The organism is Streptomyces sp. NPDC054932, assembly GCF_053610205.1.
In genome coordinates, this window is the sequence record NZ_JBSGXU010000087.1 from 1 (window position 1) to 19,803 (window position 19,803).

General features: G+C 73.8%; 19 protein-coding genes. 6 read left to right on the forward strand and 13 right to left on the reverse strand.

What is annotated here, in order from left to right; genetic code table 11:
- On the reverse strand, nucleotides 1-768 hold a 768-nt coding region (locus ACWGE1_RS22885), incomplete at its 3' end, for an AMP-binding protein (RefSeq protein WP_453422339.1).
- On the reverse strand, nucleotides 753-1,517 hold the full coding sequence (locus tag ACWGE1_RS22890; RefSeq protein WP_453422340.1) for an SDR family oxidoreductase: 765 nt from the start codon (nucleotides 1,515-1,517) through the stop codon (nucleotides 753-755). The genes ACWGE1_RS22885 and ACWGE1_RS22890, both read right to left, overlap by 16 nt.
- A 95-nt stretch (nucleotides 1,518-1,612) precedes the next feature.
- Here ACWGE1_RS22890 and ACWGE1_RS22895 point away from each other — a divergent pair, with 95 nt between their 5' ends.
- From ACWGE1_RS22895 to ACWGE1_RS22910, 4 genes are all read left to right on the forward strand, one after another.
- Nucleotides 1,613-2,962: an exo-beta-N-acetylmuramidase NamZ family protein gene (locus ACWGE1_RS22895; protein WP_453422341.1), complete on the forward strand. Its 1,350-nt coding sequence runs from the start codon at nucleotides 1,613-1,615 to the stop codon at nucleotides 2,960-2,962.
- A gap of 108 nt (nucleotides 2,963-3,070) precedes the next feature.
- Complete coding sequence (locus ACWGE1_RS22900; protein WP_453422342.1) at nucleotides 3,071-4,462, forward strand: serine-threonine protein kinase; 1,392 nt, start codon at nucleotides 3,071-3,073, stop codon at nucleotides 4,460-4,462.
- Nucleotides 4,463-4,557: 95 nt separating this feature from the next.
- Nucleotides 4,558-5,157, forward strand: coding sequence for a hypothetical protein (locus ACWGE1_RS22905; RefSeq protein ID WP_453422343.1), 600 nt, complete (start codon nucleotides 4,558-4,560; stop codon nucleotides 5,155-5,157).
- Nucleotides 5,154-5,897, forward strand: a complete 744-nt coding sequence (locus ACWGE1_RS22910; protein WP_453422344.1) for a 3-keto-5-aminohexanoate cleavage protein — start codon at nucleotides 5,154-5,156, stop codon at nucleotides 5,895-5,897. Before ACWGE1_RS22905 ends, ACWGE1_RS22910 begins: the two co-directional genes overlap by 4 nt.
- On the opposite strand, the gene soxR is transcribed toward ACWGE1_RS22910, so the two are convergent.
- Nucleotides 5,878-6,321, reverse strand: a complete 444-nt coding sequence (gene soxR / locus ACWGE1_RS22915) for a redox-sensitive transcriptional activator SoxR (RefSeq protein WP_453422345.1) — start codon at nucleotides 6,319-6,321, stop codon at nucleotides 5,878-5,880. The genes ACWGE1_RS22910 and soxR overlap by 20 nt on opposite strands.
- Nucleotides 6,322-6,471: 150 nt before the next feature.
- Here soxR and ACWGE1_RS22920 point away from each other — a divergent pair, with 150 nt between their 5' ends.
- Nucleotides 6,472-6,933, forward strand: coding sequence for a MaoC family dehydratase (locus ACWGE1_RS22920; protein WP_453422346.1), 462 nt, complete (start codon nucleotides 6,472-6,474; stop codon nucleotides 6,931-6,933).
- Here the strand turns inward: ACWGE1_RS22920 and ACWGE1_RS22925 are convergent.
- The 3 genes from ACWGE1_RS22925 to ACWGE1_RS22935 form a co-directional block, all read right to left on the reverse strand.
- Entirely contained in the window at nucleotides 6,924-7,559 is a 636-nt protein-coding gene (locus ACWGE1_RS22925) for a TetR/AcrR family transcriptional regulator (RefSeq protein WP_453422347.1), read from the reverse strand. The genes ACWGE1_RS22920 and ACWGE1_RS22925 overlap by 10 nt on opposite strands.
- A gap of 86 nt (nucleotides 7,560-7,645) precedes the next feature.
- Nucleotides 7,646-7,933: a YiaA/YiaB family inner membrane protein gene (locus tag ACWGE1_RS22930; protein WP_388831837.1), complete on the reverse strand. Its 288-nt coding sequence runs from the start codon at nucleotides 7,931-7,933 to the stop codon at nucleotides 7,646-7,648.
- Nucleotides 7,934-8,037: 104 nt separating this feature from the next.
- Nucleotides 8,038-9,189, reverse strand: coding sequence for an acyl-CoA dehydrogenase family protein (locus tag ACWGE1_RS22935; protein ID WP_453422348.1), 1,152 nt, complete (start codon nucleotides 9,187-9,189; stop codon nucleotides 8,038-8,040).
- Nucleotides 9,190-9,266: 77 nt separating this feature from the next.
- Here ACWGE1_RS22935 and ACWGE1_RS22940 point away from each other — a divergent pair, with 77 nt between their 5' ends.
- Entirely contained in the window at nucleotides 9,267-9,929 is a 663-nt protein-coding gene (locus ACWGE1_RS22940; RefSeq protein ID WP_453422349.1) for a TetR/AcrR family transcriptional regulator, read from the forward strand.
- A 51-nt stretch (nucleotides 9,930-9,980) separates the two neighbouring features.
- On the opposite strand, the gene ACWGE1_RS22945 is transcribed toward ACWGE1_RS22940, so the two are convergent.
- The 7 genes from ACWGE1_RS22945 to ACWGE1_RS22975 form a co-directional block, all read right to left on the reverse strand.
- Entirely contained in the window at nucleotides 9,981-11,060 is a 1,080-nt protein-coding gene (locus ACWGE1_RS22945) for a Zn-dependent alcohol dehydrogenase (protein ID WP_453422362.1), read from the reverse strand.
- Between the two features lie 85 nt (nucleotides 11,061-11,145).
- The gene (locus tag ACWGE1_RS22950; RefSeq protein ID WP_453422350.1) at nucleotides 11,146-12,558 is read right to left on the reverse strand and encodes an aldehyde dehydrogenase family protein; all 1,413 of its coding nucleotides are present in this window, start codon (nucleotides 12,556-12,558) and stop codon (nucleotides 11,146-11,148) included.
- Nucleotides 12,559-12,659: 101 nt separating this feature from the next.
- Entirely contained in the window at nucleotides 12,660-14,186 is a 1,527-nt protein-coding gene (locus ACWGE1_RS22955) for a citrate:proton symporter (RefSeq protein ID WP_453422351.1), read from the reverse strand.
- Nucleotides 14,187-14,259: 73 nt separating this feature from the next.
- Nucleotides 14,260-16,458 (reverse strand): molybdopterin-dependent oxidoreductase, encoded by a 2,199-nt coding sequence (locus ACWGE1_RS22960; protein WP_453422352.1) that lies wholly within the window; start codon nucleotides 16,456-16,458, stop codon nucleotides 14,260-14,262.
- A gap of 149 nt (nucleotides 16,459-16,607) precedes the next feature.
- Nucleotides 16,608-17,228, reverse strand: a complete 621-nt coding sequence (locus ACWGE1_RS22965; RefSeq protein ID WP_453422363.1) for a TetR/AcrR family transcriptional regulator — start codon at nucleotides 17,226-17,228, stop codon at nucleotides 16,608-16,610.
- Nucleotides 17,229-17,268: 40 nt separating this feature from the next.
- Nucleotides 17,269-18,570, reverse strand: coding sequence for a hypothetical protein (locus ACWGE1_RS22970; RefSeq protein ID WP_453422364.1), 1,302 nt, complete (start codon nucleotides 18,568-18,570; stop codon nucleotides 17,269-17,271).
- A 409-nt stretch (nucleotides 18,571-18,979) separates the two neighbouring features.
- Complete coding sequence (locus ACWGE1_RS22975; protein ID WP_453422365.1) at nucleotides 18,980-19,789, reverse strand: hypothetical protein; 810 nt, start codon at nucleotides 19,787-19,789, stop codon at nucleotides 18,980-18,982.
- Between the last annotated feature and the right edge of the window lie 14 nt (nucleotides 19,790-19,803).

A 19,803-nucleotide genomic window follows, 5' to 3' on the forward strand; every position in this document is an offset into this window, starting at 1 on the left:
GTCCGGGCCGGCGGCCTGGTCGGCGGCGTCCGGGCCGGCTGCCTGGTCGGCGGCGTCCGGGCCGGCGGCCAGGTCGGCGGCGTCCGGGCGGGCGGCCAGGTCGGCGGCGTCCGGGCGGGCCGCCGGCTCCCGGTGATCGGGCGCCGCGTCCGGCACGTCGCGCGCGTCCAATGCGTCCGGCCCGTCCGCCTGGGCGGGCACGAACGGCCGGGCGGGGGCCGGGGCCCGGTCCGGTGCCGGGCCGAAGACGCGCGGGTCGTTGCGCGTCTGGAAGTCCAGGTCCGACGCGGTCAGCACGATCCGCACGGCACTGTCCCGCGCGGCCCCGCGCAGGTACTCCGTCCACGCGCGGCCGTCGCAGACCAGCGCGGTGGCCCCGGAGTCGCGCAGGATGTGCCCGACCTCGCCGGTCTTGTACATGGGGTTGAGCGGGACGACGACGGCCCCGGCCTTCCAGGCCGCGAGGACGGCGAGCACGAAGTGCGGGGTGTTCTGCAGCATGACCGCGACCCGGTCCCCGCGGCGGACGCCCCGCGCCGCGAGGTGACCGGCGACGGAGTCGGAGAGCGCGTCGGCCTCCGCGTAGCCGATCCGACCGTCGAAGTAGGCCAGGGCGGTGCGCCCGGGGGCCCGGGCGACGGCCTCGCGGAAGGCGTGCAGCACGGTGGGCGGCGGGGCGACGGGGGCCCGCTGGACCGCGGCGAGCAGCCCGAGCCAGGGCTTCGCGGCGTACGGGGAGTCCTGCGAGGAGGTCACCGGGTCTCCCATTTCTGCTGGAGGTGGTTCATGCCGCTCAGCCAGCGGTCCGGCGCGGTGGCGCGGGCGGCGTAGAAGTCGGCGACCTCGGGGTGCGGGAGGATCAAGAAGCGGCCCTTCTCCATGCCGTCGAACAGCGCATCCGCGACCGCTTCCGGCTCGATCGCGGTCGGCGCGAGAACGAGTTCGCCCGCCGAGCCCGCGGCGGTCAGCATGTCGGTGCGCACCCCTTGCGGGCAGATGGCGTGGACCTGGACACCGCGGTGGCGGTAGGTCAGCGAGAGCCATTCGGCGAAGGCGAGCGCACCGTGCTTGGTGACACTGTACGGGGCCGCCCCGATCATGGTCAGCAGCCCGGCGGCCGAGACGGTGGACACGAAACGGCCGCTCCCCCGCTCCAGCCAGTCCGGCAGCAGCGCTCTGGCGGCGCGGACATGGGCCATGACGTTGGTGTCCCAGGCCGCTTCCCAGACGGCTTCGTCGGCGAAGGCGTCGCCGCCGGAGGCGAGCCCGGCGTTGGCGCAGTAGACGTCGACCGTCCCGCCGAGGGCCTCACGGGCCTCGGCGACGATCGCCGAGGCGTCGCCGGGCACGGGGACGGCGCGGGCTCCGATGGCGCCCGCGACCGCGGCGGCCCTGGCCGGGTCGAGGTCGTTGACCACCACGGTGGCGCCCTCGGCGGCGAAGCGGTGTGCGAGGGCGGCGCCGATGCCGCCGCCCGCGCCGGTGACGACGACTCGCTGGTCCTGGTACGCGCTCACGGGGTCCACCTCTCGTGCGGCCGGATGCCGGATCGTGAGCAGACTAACCAGTCGGTATGTCAGGAGGAAAGGGGCGCGCGTCCTAGCGTGGCCGGATGACACTGTCGCGACGCGGGGTGCTGGGGCTGGCAGGGGCCATCGGATCGGCGGGCGCCCTGGGGACGGCCGGGACGGCGGGGACCGCGGGGACGGCGGGGACGGCGGGGACCGCGGGGACGGCCGGGGCTATGGGGACGGCCGGAACCGGCGGGGCGCTCGGCACGGCCGGGGCCCCCGGCGCGGCCGCCGCGGTCGGCCGGGTGCGTACCGGCTTCGAGCGGCTCGCCGCCGACGGGTACGCCGCGCTGGCCGGACAGAAGGTCGGGGTGGTCACCAACCCCACCGGGATCACCGCCGACGCCCGGCACCTGGTCGACGTACTGCACACGGACGAACGGGTCGACCTGGTCGCGGTGTTCGGGCCCGAGCACGGCTTCCGCGGGACGGCCCAGGCGGGCGGCTCCGAGGGGGCCTCCCGGGATCCGGCGACCGGGCTGCCGGTGCACGACACGTACGACAAGAGCGGGCAGCGGCTCGCGGACGTGTTCACGGCGGCCGGGATCGACACCGTCGTCTTCGACATCCAGGACGTCGGGGCGCGCTTCTACACCTACATCTGGACCCTCTACGACTGCATGCGCGCGGCCGCGATCGCCGGGAAGGCGGTGGTGGTGCTGGACCGGCCGAATCCGGTGGGCGGGCGGCGGGCCGCGGGGCCCGTGCTGGAGCGGCCGTACGCGAGCTTCGTCGGCCGGGAGCCGATCGCCCTGGCCCACGGGATGACGGCGGCCGAACTGGCCCGGCTCTTCAACGGCGAGTTCCTGACGGACAAGCCGGTCCGGCTGCGGACGGTCGCGATGTCCGGGTGGCGGCGGGAGTCGCTCTTCGGGGAGACGGGGCTGCCGTGGGTGCCGCCGAGCCCGAACATGCCGACCCCGGACACGGCCCTCGCGTATGCCGGTACCTGCCTGTTCGAGGGGACGAACCTCTCCGAGGGGCGCGGGACGACCACGCCCTTCGAGGTGGTCGGCGCCGAGGGCATCGACCGGCGGTGGGCGGAGGCGGCGAACGCACTGGGGCTGCCCGGGGTGTGGTTCCGGGAGGCGTACTTCACTCCGGCCTTCTCCAAGCACGTGGGGAAGGTGTGCGGCGGGGTCCGGCTGATCGTGCACGACCGGATGGCCTTCGACCCGGTACGGGCCGGGATCGGGCTGCTGATCACGGCGCGGAAGGTGTGGAGCGGCTTCGGCTGGCGCGCGGACCACTGGATCGACCGGCTGACCGGCTCGGACCGGGTGCGGACGCTGGTGGACGCGGGGGCGGACGTGGACGAGGTCGCGGGCGACTGGGCGGCGGGGCTGACGCGCTTCGCGGCGCTGCGCGAGGAGTACCTCCTCTATCCGTGAGCCCTGCCCGCGAGCCCTGTCGTGAGCCGGCCGCGTCCGGGGGCTGGTCGGGCGGGCGCCGCAGCAGGATGCTGACTCCACCGGAGGCACGGCGTGGAGGGGGACGTCATGGCGGACATCGGCGGCGGATTCGGGGGCGGGTCCGGGAGGCGGGCCCATTTCGGTGGCGGGCTCAGTGGCGGCATCGGGATCGGGCCGTACACCGAGCTGACCTTCGACTCCGAAGGGGACGTGGACCGGGTCACGCAGGGGGCGGTGGCCCGGATGGAGGCCACGGACCTACTGGTCTTCGCGCACGGCTGGAACAGCGACCGGTCCACGGCGACGCGGCTCTACGACCGGTTCTTCGCCCCCTTCCCGGGCCTGGTGGGCTCGGGAGTGCGCCTGGGCTACGTGGGTGTCGTATGGCCCGCGATGCGGTTCTCCGACGAGCCGATACCGGACTTCGACGCACCCGGCGCACTCGGGGCAACCGGCTGCGGCAGCGCCCTCGATCCCCTCACACGACGGGCGCTCGGGGAGTTCTGGCCGGAGCGGCGGGCGGAGCTGGACCGGGTGGCGGAACTGCTGGAGGAGCGGCCGGACTCGGTGGCCTCCTTCATCGAGTTCGGCGCCCTCGTACGCGAGTTGGCGGGGGTGGACGCGGTACCCGCGGCGGTCGCTCCGGAGGTTCCCGCGATCTTCACGGACGATGTGCTGGAGGTGTGCCGGGCCCTGTCCGTCGCCCTGGTCCGCGCGGGCGGAGCGGACGGAGCGGACGGAGCAGGCGGGGCGGGCGGGGCGGGCGGAGCGGCTGCGGCCGACGCCGGCGATCCCGGTTTCACCGTCGGCGGCGGGCTGCGCGGCCTGTGGGGCGGCGCCAAGGAACTCCTGCGGCAGGCGACGTACTACAAGATGAAGAAGCGGGCGGGCGTGGTCGGTGAGCGCGGTCTCGGCCCCGTGCTGGCACAGCTGGCCGCCACCCGCCCGGCTCTGCGGATCCATCTGATCGGGCACAGCTTCGGGGCACGGGTGGTGTCCTTCTCGCTGCGCGCGGTGCCGGAGCGTGCCCGGTACGTGAAGTCCGTGACCCTGCTCCAGGGAGCCTTCTCCCACTACGCCTTCGCCGACCGGCTGCCGCACGACAAGGGCAACGGCGGCGCCCTGCGCGGTCTCCAGCACCGGGTGGACGGACCGGTGATCGCCTGCCACTCCCCGCACGACTCGGCGCTCAAGGTCTTCTACCCGCTGGCTTCCCGGATGGCAGGGGATTCGGCCGGACTCCTGGGATTCGACGAGCGGTGGGGCGCCATCGGGCACGACGGGGTCCGAGCGGTCCCGGGCGCACCCCGGCTGAGCCTGGACGCCGCCCTGCGCGAGGGGATGCCCGCGGCCGGTTGCGTCAGTGTGGACGCGGGCTCCGTGGTGCGGCGCGGCGGTGCCCCGTCGGGGGCGCACAGCGATATCTGCCACGAGGAACTGGCCCGGCTGGTGGTGAACGCGGGGCGCATGGGGCGCTGACTTCTGGCCATGTGCCACCCGCACGCCTCGACCGCCCCCGCATGCGCCCGGCTCCGACCGGGCATGTTGGGCACATCGGCGGAGGTGATGGTGTGATGGCGGGATTCCGGAGTCTGGCCTACCAGGTGCGCGACGCGCGCAATGACCGGGCCTTGCGGCGCCATTCGCTGCGCCGCTGCCTGGAGCGGTTCGCGCCGTACGGGCACCGGGCCACGTGGTGGCACCTGTGCGACCGGCACGGGATCGCCCCCGAGGACCGGGGGGCCGACCCCCTGCGACTGGTCGCCGCGCTGGAGGAGCTGGAGGACGCGCGGGCGGTCTGGCTGGAGTACGAACGGCAGTTCGCGGAACGGCGCCGGCGGGAGAAGCACCACGGGCTGCGCCGCCCCGAGTGGGCGTGGGGCGGGAGCGGGGACGCGGTGGTGCGGTGCGCGGATCCGGGCGTGCGGCCGGAGGGGACGCTGGGCGAGGTGCTGCGCAGACTGGTGCGGGCCCTGGAGTCGGAGCCGGGGACGGCGTGCCCGGTCTGCGGCGACACCGAACTGCACTGGCCGGAGGTGGCTCCGGTCGGCCCCTGGGCGGGGGCGCTGGCCTGGGACGGGCCGGTGTGCGCGGGCTGCGGGATCGTGGTGCCCAGACCGGCCCTGGCGGACACCGCGACCCTGGCGGACGCCCCCGCGGCGGGGGCCGCGTGACCGCGCTGCCGGCGGTGTCGCTGAACGGCTCGCGGAGCGCCGGTGACGGCCCGGCCGTGCCGATGTCGCCGCGCGCTCTGGCGGAGTCGGCGCTGGCGGCCGTCGCCGCCGGGGCCGGGGAGGTGCTGGTACACCCGCGGACCCCGTGCGGGCGGGAGTCCCTTTCGCCTCGGGTGGTCGGGCCGGTACTGGAGGAGCTGCGGCGCGCGGGGGTCGGCGTAGCCCTGTCGGTACCGGCGGACGTCGCGGCCGAGCCCGATCCGGCGGGGCGGCTGGAGCGGGTGGCCTCGTGGACGGTGCTGCCGGACCGGGCGGTGGTGGACTTCGGGCAGCCGGGAGCCGGGGAGCTGGCGCAGGCCGTGCTGGCCCGCGGTGTCGCGGTGGACGCGGTGGTGCAACTGGGCGGTGCCGCCGGGCCGGAGCCGCTGGCCCGGTTCCTGGCCTGGCCGGTGCGCGAGCCCGGGCCGGTAAGGCTCTCGGCGGAGCTCGCGGAGGCCGATCCGGCTCTGGTGGCGGGGCTGCGCGGGCTGCCGCCGGTGCCGGTGCTGCTGTACGGGCGGGACGGGGCGGCGTGGCCCGTACTGCGGCTGGCGGCGCGGTGCGGTACGGCCGTGCGGACCGGGGTGGGCGATGTGACGCGCCTGCCCGACGGGCGTCCGGCGCGGTCGAATGCCGAACTGGTGGCGGCGGCCCGGGAACTGGTCGCCACGGTCGGGGGCGTTACAGCCGCGAGCCGGTGAGCCTCTCGCCGAAGACGTCGTCCGGGTTGGACAGCGCGCAGGTCTCCATCGAGAGACAGCCGCAGCCGATGCAGTCCGTCAGGTGGTCGCGCAGGCGGCCGAGCCGGCTGATGCGCTCGTCGAGTTCGGTGCGCCAGGCCTCGGAGAGGCGGGCCCAGTCCTCGCGGTTGGGGGTGCGCTCCTCGGGGAGCGTGGCCAGTGCCTCGCGGATGCTGGCCAGCGGGATTCCCACGCGCTGGGCGGCGCGGACGAAGGCCACCCGGCGCAGTGCGTCGCGGGTGTAGCGGCGCTGGTTGCCGGAGGTGCGACGGCTGCTGATCAGGCCCTTGGACTCGTAGAAGTGGAGCGCGGAGACGGCCGCGCCGCTGCGGGCGGACAGCTGACCGACGGTGAGCTCGTGGATTTTCTCGGGAATCTGCGGCACCCGGCCGAGCGTAGTCGGAGGTCCGTTGACATACACATGCGCCCCCCAGCATGCTGAGCAAGCGCTTATTCGTCCGCGGGTCGCCTGTGCGTCGTCGCGAGTCGACCCGTGTGTTGTCCGTGAGTTGTCCGCGAGAGACAGGAGCAGGGCATGGCCGAGCCGAGGGTCTTCACGTCCGCCGAGGAGCTGCACGCCGGGATCGGTGTACCGCTCGGCCCCAGCGGGTGGCTGGAGGTGGACCAGAAGCGGATCGACCTCTTCGCGGACGCCACCGGCGATCACCAGTGGATCCACGTGGACCCGGAGCGCGCCGCGGGCGGACCCTTCGGCTCCACCATCGCGCACGGCTATCTGACCCTGTCCCTGCTGCCCAGCCTCGTGCCGCAGATCATGCGGGTCGAGGGCATGCGGATGGGCCTCAACTACGGTACGAACAAGGTGCGCTTCCCGGCGCCGGTGCCGGTCGGTTCGCGGCTGCGCGGCACCGCCGTGATCACGGAGGTCACGGAGGCGGGCGGCGGCGTGCAGGTCACGGCCACGGTGACGGTCGAGCGCGAGGGCGGCGACAAGCCGGTGTGCGTGGCGGAGTCGGTGTCGCGCTACTACTTCTGAGCGCCCGGCCGCGCGGCCACCATGCGGAGCACGAGGTCGGAGTAGAGCCCGCCGACCTCGTCGGGCGTGCGCTGCCCGGCCACGCTGAACCAGCGGGCCACGTCGATGCACAGCGACAGTACGGCGAGCGTGGTGCCCGGCACGTCGGGGACGTCGAACTCCCCCGCGGCCACCCCGTCGGCGAGGATGCGGCGCACGGCGGCGTCGCTCCGCCGGCGCAGCGCCACGATCTCGGAGCGGTGCTCCGGGGCGAGGGCGTCGAGCTCGTACTGGACCACGCGCGCGGTGGTGTGGTGCGCCGCGTGCCACCGCACGAAGGACCGGACGGCGGCATCGAGCCGGTCTGCGGCGCAGCCGGGACCGTCGGCGGCGACGGTCAGGATCTCCAGCGCCTTGTCGTGGCCGATCCGGCTGATCCGGTGGAGCAGCTCTTCCTTGGTCTTGTAGTGGATGTAGAGCGCGGCCGGACTCATCCCGGCACGGCCCGCGATGTCGCGCGTGGTGGTGGCGTGGTACCCGCGCTCGGCGAAGGCGTCTACGGCGGCGACGAGCAGCCGCCGTGCGGCGTCGGGGGTGACCTCGGACCACGGCCGGTAGCCGTCGACCGTTTCCTCCGCGCTGTCCATCGCTCACTCACCTCTTCGCCGTGTGGAAGTGAACACCCTACCGGAGGGTGAGCAAGCGCTTAGCGTTGCCGAGCGTGCCGGGCCGGCTACTTCGGCGAGAAGGGGTCGTACTCGGCCATGATCTTCTCCATCCTGGCCTGATCCACCCGGCTGACGATCTGCGTGACCTCCTGGCGGTCGCGGATCACCTTGGCGAGGGTGAAGGCCGAGGTGGTGAGGTACAGGACCGCGATGCCGAGGAAGGCCCGGACCCAGCCGTTCGCCTCCAGGTTGTAGATCCCCACGGACACGGCGCCGATGGCGATGCCGAAGGAGGCGACGGCCTGGCCGTAGTACGCCCCCGTGCTCTGCTGCTTGACCGGTGTCTCGTTCATGGGTCGAGCATCGGGCGGGCCGCGCCGGAACACATCCGCACGCGTACTCATACCGGTACTCAGCCGGGCCCGGCCGGACCGGGCACGACTGCGCCCGGCCGGGCTCAGAAGGCGGAAACCCCGGTGCGGGCGCGGCCGATGAGCAGCTTCTGGATCTGGCTGGTGCCCTCGTACAGGGTCATCACGCGGGCGTCGCGCAGCAGTTTGCCCGCCGGGTACTCGTCGATGTAGCCGTACCCGCCGTGCACCTGGAGGGCGTTGCTCGCGGCGCGCACGGCAGCCTCGGAGGCGAAGAGCTTGGCGGTGGAGGACTCGGTGGCGAAGGGCTGCCCGCGGTCGATGAGGTCGGCGACCCGCCAGGTCAGCAGCCGGGCCGCATCCACGTCCACGGATATGTCGGCGATGAGCTCCTGGACCAGTTGGTGGTGGGCTATTGGCTTGCCGAACTGCTCGCGCCGGGCGGCGTACGAGAGCGCCGCGTCCAGGGCCGCCTGCGCGATGCCGACGCAGCCGGCGGCGACCGACATGCGGCCCTTGGCGAGCGCGGACATGGCCACCGAGAAGCCCTTGCCCTCGGGGCCGAGCATCGCGGAGGCGGGCACGCGGACGCCGTCGAGGACGAGCTCGGCGGTGGCCTGGCCGCGCAGGCCGAGCTTGCCGTGGATCTCGCGGCGGGTCAGGCCCGGGCTGTCGGTGGGGACGAGGAAGGCGGATACCCCGCGGTGGCCTGGCTCCTCTCCGGTGCGGGCGAAGAGCAACACCACGTCGGCCCAGGTGCCGTTGGTGATGAACATCTTGCTGCCGTCGAGGACGTATGAGTCCCCCTCGCGCGCGGCCCGGGTGGTGAGGCTGCCGGCGTCGGAGCCGGTACCGGGCTCGGTCAGGCCGAAGCAGCCGAGCGCGTCGCCGGAGCACAGGCGGGGCAGCCAGGCGCGCTTCTGCTCCTCGGTGCCCCAGGCTGCGATGGTCTTGGCGACCAGGCCGAGGGAGACGGAGACGATCCCGCGCACGGCGGAATCACCGCGTCCGAGCTCCTCGGTGACCAGGACGTAGGCGAGGTGGTCGCCGCCGGAGCCGCCGTACTCCTCCGGGACGGTCAGGCCGAGGAAGCCGAGCGCACCCAGCTTCTTCACGATGGCCCGGTCCACGCTCTCGGCGCGGTCCCACTCGGCGGCGTACGGGACGACCTCGCGCTCGGTGAACTCGCGGGCGAGCCGCCGTACGGCGCTCTGCTCCTCGCTCAGCTCCAGATTCACCGGGCACCTCCGGGGCGGGATCGGCGCCTTTAACTAGCACCGGTAGTTTATGGCGGGCAGGCCCTACTATGTGGCGCATGGCCAGACCGCGCAAGCCCCTCCTCAGCCGGGACCGCATCGTCGAGGCGGCCGGCGCCCTGGTGGACACGGAGGGGCTGGAGGCGGTGTCGACGCGGCGGCTGGCAGCCGCGCTCGGAGTCAGCGGGCCCTCGCTCTACAACCACTTCCGCACCAAGGACGAGATCCTGGACGCGGTGGCGGACTCGGTGAGCGCGCGGGTCGACCTGTCGATGTTCGACGGGGGCCGGGACTGGCGGGCGGCCCTGCACGCGTGGGCGCACTCCTACCGGGACGCCCTGTCGGACCACCCGAACATCGTGCCGGTGCTGGCGCGGGGCCCGGGCCGCCGCCCGGCCGGACTCCGGCTGGCCGACGCCGTGTTCGGCGCGATGACGGCAGCCGGATGGCCCCCCGCCCAGGCCACCCGGATCGGCGCCCTGATGCGGTACTTCATCCTGGGCTCGGCGGTGGCCTCCTTCGCCCGGGGTTTCGTGGACGACCGCGCCGCGTACGACCCGGCGGACTACCCCCACCTGGGCCAGGCCCACCTGCTGGCGGAGCGGCAGCACGAGGTCGACGAGGGCGCCTTCGAGACGGGGCTGGCGGCCCTGCTGGACGGCCTGGCCCTCCAGTACGAGGCGCTGCAGGAGACTGCCCGGCCCCCGGGAACCCCGATGTGATCACCGCGGGCGCGGGCCGCCGGCCCCCAGGCGCGGGCCGCCGGACACCCCCTAGAAGACGACGAGGGAGCGGCCGCCCTTGCCCGCGAGCATGGCGTCGAAGGCGGCCGGGATGCCGTCCAGGGTGATGCGGTCGGTGACCAGGGCGCCGAGGTCGAGGCGGCCCGCGCGGACGTGCTCGGCGATCACCGGGAGGTCGCGGGCGGGGTCGCTGTTGCCGTAGACGCAGCCGGTGAGGGTGCGGGCGAAGTGGAAGATCTCCAGGGCGTGGAAGGTGACCTGCTGCTCCTTGCCTCCGATGCCGACGACCGTGGTGCGGCCGCCCCGGCGGGTGGACTCCCAGGCTCCGCGGATGGTCTCCGCCCGGCCGACGCACTCGACGGCGACGTCGGCGCCCTGCCCGCCGGTGAGGGCGCGGATCTGCTTGGCGGTGGTGTCGGAGGCGAGCACGAATTCGGTGGCCCCGGCCGCGCGGGCCAGTTCCTCCTTGGCCGGGGACACGTCGACGGCGATGACCGGGCCCGCCTGCGCGATCCGGGCGGCCTGGAGGGCGGCCAGGCCGACCCCGCCGACGCCGAAGACGGCCACCGACTCGCCCGGGCGGACCTGGGCACTGTGCCGGACGGCCCCGTAGCCGGTGAGGACCGCGCAGCCGAGCAGGGCGGCCTCGGCGAGCGGGATCCCGGCGGGTGCGGGGAGCACGCAACTGGCCGCGACCACGGTCTCCTCGGCGAAGGCGGCCACGTTCAGCCCGGGGTGCAGGGCGGTGCCCTGCGCGTCGTGCGCGTGGACGGCCCCGACCCCGCTGAGCGCCGTGGCGCACAGCCAGACCTCGCCGATCGTGCAGTGGTGGCACCGACCGCAGGAGGGGGCCCAGTTGAGGACCACGCCGTCACCGGGGGCGACGTGGGTGACGCCCTCCCCCACCGCGAGGACCGTGCCCGCACCCTCGTGGCCGAGGACGGCGGGCACGGGGACCCGCATGGTGCCGTTGGTGAGGGAGAGGTCGGAGTGGCACACCCCGGCGGCGGCGAGCCGCACCCGGACCTGCCCGGGGCCGGGCTCCGGCAGCACGATGTCCCGTATCTCCAGCGGGGCTCCGACGGCGGGCAGGACAGCGGCGCGGACCATGGTCGTCATCTCGTCTTTCCGGTACTGGGCGGAGGCAGGACGCGGGCGGCGGGGCGTCTGGCGGGCAGGGCGGGGAGGGCGGGGATCAGAACTGCAGGGACTTGGTCTGGAGGTACTCCGCCAGGCCGTGCGAACCGAGCTCGCGGCCGACTCCCGACTGCTTGTAGCCGCCGAAGGGCGCGAGGATGTTGTAGCGGCCGCCGTTGATGTCCACCTGCCCGGTGTCCATGCGGCGCGCGAAGGCCACGGCCGTCGCCTCGTCGGCGGCCCAGACGGCGCCGCCCAGGCCGTAGACGGTGCCGTTGGCGATGCGCAGGGCCTCATCCTCGTCCTCGTACGGCAGGATCGCGAGCACCGGGCCGAAGATCTCCTCCTGGGCGATGGTCATGTCGGGGGTGACGTCGGCGAACACGGTCGGGGCCACGAAGTACCCCTCCCCGTGCGGCGCGTCCGGACCGCCGACGACCAGGCGCGCGCCTTCCTCGATGCCCTTGGCGATGTAGCCGCGGACGCGCTCGTGCTGCTTGGCGTTGACGACGGGGCCGACGCGGGTGCCGGCCGTGCGGGGGTCGCCGGTGGGGTGCTGGGCCACGGCGGTGGCGGCGAGCTCGACGGCCTCCTCGTACTGGTCCCGGTGGACGAGCATCCGGGTGAGCGCGTTGCAGCTCTGACCGGTGTTGTTCATGACGTGCCCGACGCCCGCCTCGACGGCCTTGGCCAGGTCGGCCCCGGGCAGGATCACATTGGCCGACTTGCCGCCCAGTTCGAGGGCGACCCGCTTGACGGCGGCGCCGGCCGTGGCACCGATCTTCTTCCCGACGGCGGTCGAGCCGGTGAAGGAGACGAGGTCGACTCCCTCGTGCGCGGCCAGGGCCTGCCCGGCGACCGGACCGGTACCGGTCACCAGGTTGAAGACTCCGGCCGGGAGGCCCGCCTCGTGCACGGCCTCGGCGAAGAGCTGTGCGGTCAGCGGGGTGTCCTCGGCCGGCTTGAGGACGAGGGTGCAGCCGGCGGCGAGAGCGGGTGCCACCTTGGCAACGACTTGGTACAGCGGGTAGTTCCAGGGGGTGATGGCCCCGACCACCCCGACCGGCTCCAGGAGGACGGTGGAGTTCCCGATCCGCTCCTCGAAGGCGTACGAGGAGGCGATCTCGATGAAGGAGGAGACCACGGCGATCGAGGCTCCGACGTGCACCGCCTTCGCGAAGCCCAGCGGGGCGCCGAGCTCGGCGGTGACGGTCTCGGTCAGCTCCGCCCTGCGGGCCTGCAGTGCGTCGCGGAGCGCGCCGATCAGGGCGATCCGCTCGGCCGGAGGCGTGGCGGCCCAGCCGGGGAGGGCCGCGCGGGCCGCGCGTACGGCCGCGTCCACGTCCTGCGCGGTACCGGCCGGAACCCGGTCGATCACCTGGCCGTCGGCCGGGTTCACGACCTCGATCAGCTCGCTTCCGGCGGCGGGCCGCCACGCGCCGTCGATGTACATCCCGTCGTAGGCCTTCATGGCATTCCTCCCGAGCACGCACGAGCGCGTGTATCCGACCGACCTCGCGAACACCCTACAAACTAGCGTCGGTAGTTTTTCTCGGCCAGGGGAACCGGACGTCAGATGATGCCGAAAAGCATCCCTGCCGCGAGGACCACGAGGGAGGTCAGGGCCGCCCATTTCACGGTGAATCGGGTGTGGTCGCCGAACTCCACCCTGGCCATGCCGACGAGGACGTAGACGGCCGGAACCAGCGGGCTCGACATGTGCAGCGCCTGGCCGACGAGGGAGGCGCGGGCGATCTCGAGCGGGGAGACCCCGTGGGCGGCGCCGGCCTCCGCCAGGACGGGCAGGACACCGAAGTAGAAGCCGTCGTTGGACATGAAGTAGGTGAGCGGCAGGCTGAGCAGGCCGGTGACCAGGGCCATGTGCGGGCCCATGCCCTCGGGGATGGCGCCGACGAGCCAGTCGGCCATGTGCTTGACCATGCCGGTGCCGGTGAGGACCCCGGTGAAGACGGCGGCGGCGAAGACCATTCCGGCGACGTTCAGGACGTTGTCGGCGTGGGCTGCGATCCGGGCCTTCTGGTCGGGCATGTGCGGGAAGTTGACGGTGAGGGCGAGGGCGGCACCGAGCAGGAACAGCACCGGGATGGGCAGCAGCTCCATGATCATCGCGGTGAGGAGGGCGACGGTCAGGCCGGCATTGAACCAGTACAGGCGCGGGCGCAGGGTGGGACGCTGCGGATCCAGGCCCTGGAAGCCTTCCTCGGGGGCGGGGGCGTCGCCACTTTCGTGGCCGTCGCCGGCGGCCGGACCCGCGGCGGAGGTGCTGGACGCGGTGGATCCGGCAGTGCCGGTGGAGGCCGTGGAGCCGGCGGAGGCGGTGGAGGCCGTGGAGCCCGCGGAGACGGTGGAGGCCGTGGAGCCCGCGGGGCCCTCGGCGGAAGTGAGCGCGGTGACCGCGCCGGGGGCGGCCGGAACCAGCTCCTCCACCGCGGCCGCCCGCTCCGCCCCGCCGGGCAGCGTCAGCATGCCGACCCGGCGGCGCTCCTTCACGCCGAGGACGTACGCCAGGATGAACACGAAGAGCAGACCCACCGCGAGCGCCGGGATCATCGGGACGAAGATGTCGGCGGCGTCGAGCTTGAGGGCGGTGGCGGCACGGGCGGTGGGACCGCCCCAGGGAAGGGTGTTCATGACGCCGTTGGCCGTGGCCGCCACGCCCGTCATGACCACCAGGCTCAGACCGAGCCGCTTGTAGAGCGGGTACATGGCCGAGACGGTGATCATGAAGGTGGTCGATCCGTCGCCGTCGAGCGAGACGATCGCGGCGAGGACGGCGGTACCGACCACCACCCGCATCGGGTCCGCCTTGCAGAAGCGCAGGATGCCGCGGACGATCGGGTCGAAGAGGCCGACGTCGATCATCACGCCGAAGTAGACGATGGCGAACATCAGCATGGCCGCGGTCGGAGCGAGCTTGCCGACACCATCGATGACGTAGTCGCCGAGGTGCGCTCCCTTGCCTGCGAACACGCAGAAGAGTGCGGGGATGAGGACGAGCGCCGCGATGGGCGACATTTTCTTCATCATGATCAGGACCAGGAAGGTCGCGATCATGGCAAAGCCGAGGAAGGTCAGCATGTGGGGAAGGTAGGTGCCTCCTCATTGCGCCAACAAGACGTCCGGGCGTGAGCAATACGAGCAAAACCCCAGCTCAGGACAGGGGTGTGAGCTCGACGGGGAAGCCGTTGAGCACCGCCGTGCCGGACAGCCGGTCCAGGCGGGAGCCGTCGAGCAGCTGGTTGACGTTGGCGCCGGGCACCGCGGCGGCCACCGAGAGCCGAGAACCGGCGCGATCGTGGCCCCAGCCGTGCGGGAGGCTCACCACCCCGCTGCGGACGCTGTCGGTGACCTCGACGGGCACCTCCAGGCTCCCGCCGTCGGCGGTGACCCTGGCCCGTCCTCCGTGGACGAGCCCCAGCCGGTCCGCGTCCTGCGGATGGACCTGGAGGGTGCAGCGGTTGGAACCTCCGGTGAGGGCCGGGACGTTGTGCAACCAGCTGTTGTTGGACCGCAGATGGCGGCGGCCCACGAGCACCAGGGCGGCGGGGCGGTCGGCGAGCGCCGCGCGCAGCCTGGGGAGTTCGGCCGCGATCGGGTCCGGGAGCAGCTCGATCCTGCCGCTGCGGGTCTTCAGCACCCCCGGGAGCCGGGGCCGCAGCGGGCCGAGGTCGATGCCGTGCGGGGCCTGCCGCAGATCTTCGAGGGTCAGGTCGTACGGGCCCGTGCGCAGCATCAGGTCGAGCCGCCGCTCGGGTCCGGTGCGGCCGGTGAGCATCCGGCCGAGCTGCTGCGGGTCGCCGCCGTGGAACGGCGAGCGGGGGTCGGTGACGGCCCGGGCCAGACTGTCGGCGATGACGCGCTCGTCGACGGCCTCCGGCGGAGCCCCGTGCAGGCCGGAGGCGGCGAGGATCAGGCGCGCATGGATTTCGCACTCGTCCATGCTCCCCTCGTCCAGCGGGACGGCGGCGGGCGAGTAGCGGGCCTGGTTGCGCACGGCGAACCCGTTGAACGCGAAGTCGAAGTGCGCGCTCCGGGAGGGCGGCGGCGGTGGCAGGACGACATGCGCGTGGCGTGAGGTCTCGTTCAGGTACGGGTCGACCGAGACCATGAAGTCGAGGCCGGCCAGTGCCCGGTCAAGCCGGTCGCCGTCGGGTGCGGACAGGACCGGGTTGGCGGCGATGGCGAGCAGGACCCGGATCCGCCCGTCCCCGGGGGTCTCGATCTCCTCGGCGAGCGCGGCCATGGGCAACTCGCCCTTGACCTCGGGGTGGCCGGCCACCCGGCTCGACCAGCGGCCGAGCACGAATCCCTTGCCCGGGCCCGCGGGCCGGACCGCGGGGGCCGTCGCGGAGAGCGGGAAGAGGGCTCCGCCCGGCCGGTCGAGGTTGCCGGTGAGGATGTTCAGTACGTCGACCAGCCAGCTCGCGAGCGTGCCGAACTCGACGGTGCAGCTGCCGATCCGCGCATAGACGGCGGCCGTGGGCGCGGCCGCGAGCTCGCGTGCGAGGGTGCGGATCTCGTCGGCCCTGAGGTCGCATGCGGGTGCGACGGCCTCAGGAGTGAAACTCCCGAGCGCGGCGCCGAGTTCCCCGATGCCCTCGCTGTGTTCCTCCAGTGCCCCGGGGGCGGCGAGCTTCTCCTCGATCAGGGTGTGCGCGAGTGCGGCGAGCAGCAGGGCGTCGCTGCCGGGGCGCGGTGCGAGGTGGCGGTCGGCGAGCGCGGCGGTGCGCGTCCGGCGCGGGTCGACGACGACCAGGGTGCCGCCACGGGCCCGCAGGGCCTTGAGCCGGCCCGGGAAGTCGGGCGCGGTGCACAGGGAGCCGTTGGACTCGACCGGGTTCGCGCCCAGGAGCAGCAGGAAGTCGGTCCGGTCGAGGTCGGGGACCGGGATGGCGAAGGGGTCGCCGAAGAGCAGACCGCTGGAGACGTGCTTGGGCATCTGGTCGAGCGTGCTGGCGGTGAAGAGGTTGCGGGTACCGAGGGCCTTGAGGAGCAGCGGCGGGTAGAGGGCTCCGGCCATGGTGTGGACGTTCGGGTTGCCGAGCACGACGCCGGCCGACTGGGCCCCGTACTCCCGGACCAGCGGGGGAACGGCGGCCGCGATGGCGTCGAAGGCCTCCTCCCAGGTCGCCTCGCGCAGTCGGCCGTCGCGGCGGACGAGGGGGCCGCGCAACCGGTCGGGGTCGGAGTCCAGCGCCCCGAAGGCGGCTCCCTTGGGACAGATGAAGCCGCGGCTGAAGACGTCCTCGCGGTCGCCGCGGGCGCCGGTGACCACGCCGTCCGCGAGGGTGAGGGTGAGGCCGCAGGTGGCTTCGCAGAGCGGACAGATGCGCAGGGCGGTGCGGGACATGGGCCCTCCTGGGGCGGCGGTCTGCGGCACGGGCACGCGGGTGCACTGAGGATACCGACCGGTACGCATGGAGGGGAGGGGTGTGCGGGACCGAGTGGGTCAGGGCGCCCGGGAGCCCGCCCGGCAGCGGCAGCCGGAAGGGAAGTGGCTCAGTCCAGCACGCGCGCGAGATAGGCGTGCATCATCGCGCGGGTCTCGGCGACGATGCCGGGATCCCCGGCCGGGTCTGCCCGGAAGGCGAGCTGTATGAGTGCGTCGGTGGCCTCGACGGCGACGAGGACGGCCCGCTCCAGGGTGGCGTCGGGGGTCAGCCCGAGGTGCGCGGAGAGCAGTTCGGTCAGGCGGGCGGCGACCTGGTGGTTGGGGTCCGCCTCCGGCCCCTCGGCCGGCGGCGCCGGCACGCCGAAGTCGACGAGCGCGAAGCCGGGCACACTGCGCTTCATGGCGAGGTACTCGTCCAGTACCGCGTCCACGACGGGCCGCCAGTGGGTGGCCGGGAGGTCGGCGAGCCGGACCGCGATGCCGTCGACGTAACGGTCCAGATTGCGGTGGGCGAGGGCAATGGCCATGGCCCGCTTGTTGCCGAAGAAGCGGTAGACGGAGCCGATCGGCACGCCCGCGCGCAGGGCGACGGCGCGGGTGCTGAGGTTCTCGTACCCGGTCTCGTCCAGCAGCTCGGCGCAGGCGTCGAGGATCCGGGCGAGCCGGTCGGCGCTGCGCTGCTGGATGGGCGTACGGCGCAGGGAGTGGGCGGGAGGCACGGGGTCCATCATGCCGCTCCTCGCTTCGCGGTTCGGCGGGGGCCTCGGTTCAGTTCAGCAGAAGTCCGATCCCCCCGATGGTGTAAGTGATCATCAGCGCCAGCAGCGGCAGCTGGCCGGCCACCGCCCTGGCGGGCGGGAAGAGGCGTACGGAACGGTCGTGGGCCGCGACGACGCCGAGCACGTGACCGGTGACGACGGCGATGACCTGGAGGGCGGCGAGGCCGCCGGGACCCAGTGGCGGCAAGGGTTCTGGGGCGTTGTCAGTGCCGAGTGCCATGATTACTGTGCGTGGTCCTTCGACTACCAGGAGGGAGAAGTAGTGGGCGATGAGATAGCCGAGCGCGATCGGCACGAGTGAGTGCGCGAAGGCGGTCAGCGGGCCGGGGTGCGGGCCGCTGACGAGGCGGGTGGCCGCGGCGCAGAGGCAGTAGAGGGTGGCGACGAGGGCGATGGAACCGAGGAGTCCAAGGGTGGCCGTGGGGGTGCGGCCGAGGGAGGAGGTCTGCAGGGTATTGATCCACGACGGGTTGTCGGAGAAGCCGTCGTAGGCGGTGGATCCGAGCAGGGCGCAGACGGTGGCGACGAGTCCGGGCCGCTCGGGTGTCGCGTCGAGTCCGTGGAAGGGGTTACGGAGAACGAGGCGGCCGTCGCTACGACGGCCGAGGGGGGAGAGCCGGGCGAAGAGGGCTGAGTACGCCTCGAAGGCGTCGCCGTCGTCGAACCAGCGCTCGCCGAAGCGGGCGGCGAGCAGCAGTTGGGCGGTGGCGTAGGCGGTGATGGCAATCAGGAGGGTGGTGGTGGATGCGGGATCGGGAGCGACGAGTTCGAGCCAGGTGAAGCCGAACAGCCCTGCGGCGGCGGGCCACTGGCCGAGCCGGGCGGGAAGGGGGCGGCCGGGGCCGCGGCGGAGCGGGATCCGGGAGAGCAGGCGGTGCAGGGTGCGGAGCGGGTTGAGCAGCCGCCAGACGGGGCCGAGGAGGAGGGAGGCGGGGACGAGTCCGACCCAGAGGAGGACGTAGACGGCGCCGGGAGCGGGGTTGAACGCGGGGTCGTCGGGACCGAGGAGGAGGTGGAGCAGGACGGCTGAGGCGAAGGCGAGTCCCAGTCCGCGCAGGACGGTTCGGGTGGCGGGCGCGTCGGCCACCCGCTGAAGGGCGGCGGGCAGGGCGAGGCCCGAGCGCTCCCCGCGGAAGCGGGAGGTGGACCAGAGCAGGCCGAGCGCGAGGAAGGAGACGAACAGCGCGGCGAAGGCACCGGCGAAGGCGTAGAAGGGAGAGATCGGCAGATCGTGCTGGGACCCGATCCCGTGCGCGAGCGAGGTGAGCGGATCGGCCGGGTGCAGGACCACGCCCCGGCCATGGCCACCCTCGCCGGCGCCCGGGGCGAGGCCCGGCGCGAGGGGGCTCACCACCGGCCCGCCCACGGCAGTGCCGCGCCGACGATGCGGTGCGGCCGCCCGGCCCCCGGCCCGAGTCCGGGCACCCGGACCGGGGCGACGGGCGGGAACGCCGGCGGAACGCCGGGGGCGGATGCGGATGCGGATGCCGGTACGGGTGCGGGTGCGGACCAGGGCTCGGACCCGGGTGCGGGTGCGGGGGCGGGTGCGGGGGCGGGTGCGGGGGCGGGTGCACGCCAAGGCTCGGACCCGGGCCCAGGCACGGGCACGGGTTCGGATCCGGATCCGGACGCCGGCCCGGACACGAGCCCGGGTGCGGGCCGGGACACGGGCCCGGACGCGGGCCGGGGTCGGGGTCGGTTCATCGGACGAGGAGTTGGGTCAGGACGAGGCTGGACTCGTGGGTCTCGACCTCGAAGAGGCCCGTGCGGTCGGCCGTCAGGATCAGGGTGGCCTCCTGGCCTGCCGGCAGGGCGAGTTCCTTGTCGTAGCCGTGGACGTGCAAGGTGTCCGCGCGGTCGCTGGTGACGCGCAGGGCCACTCGCTCCCCGCGCCGCAGCTCGGTGCGGGCGGGGGCGGGGCTGACCTTGCCGTCCCGGACGGTGATGGTGACCGTGCGGTCGGCCTGCTCCGGCGCCGGTTTCGGGCTCGGGGCCTCGCCGTGACCGTGTCCGCCCGGCTGGCCCGCGGCGGTGGCGGTGAGCTGGGCCGTGCCCTCGACCGGCTTGCCCGACACCGCCCAGGCGGTGTGGTCGTCCGCGTACAGGCGGACGGTCAGGGTGTGCGCGCCCTCGGGGACCTGCGCCGCGGGCAGGTGGAACCAGGGGCCGTACAGCCGGGCCAGCTTGCGGCCGTCGAGCTCCAGGTGGGCGTGGCCCGCGCCCGGGAGGGCGGCGCCTCCGGTGCTGTCGGGGGTGAAGCGGTAGTTCTGCACCGCCAGTTGGAGGTTCCAGCCGTCCTCGGAGTCCGGCCGGACGGTCAGCTGGACCTCCGGCGCGCCCCCGGTCGGGACCTCGCGGAGCCGGTGGCCGGTGGCGTCGGTGGCGGTGAGCAGGGTGCCCACACTGCCGGAGGCCTGTTCGTGGCTGGTGCCGGGCTTGTGGTGGGTGGTGGCCCGCCCGCCGCAGCCCGTCGCCGCGCCGCCCGCGAGGAGCAGAGAGAGGGCGAGCAGGGCCGCGGCGCGGG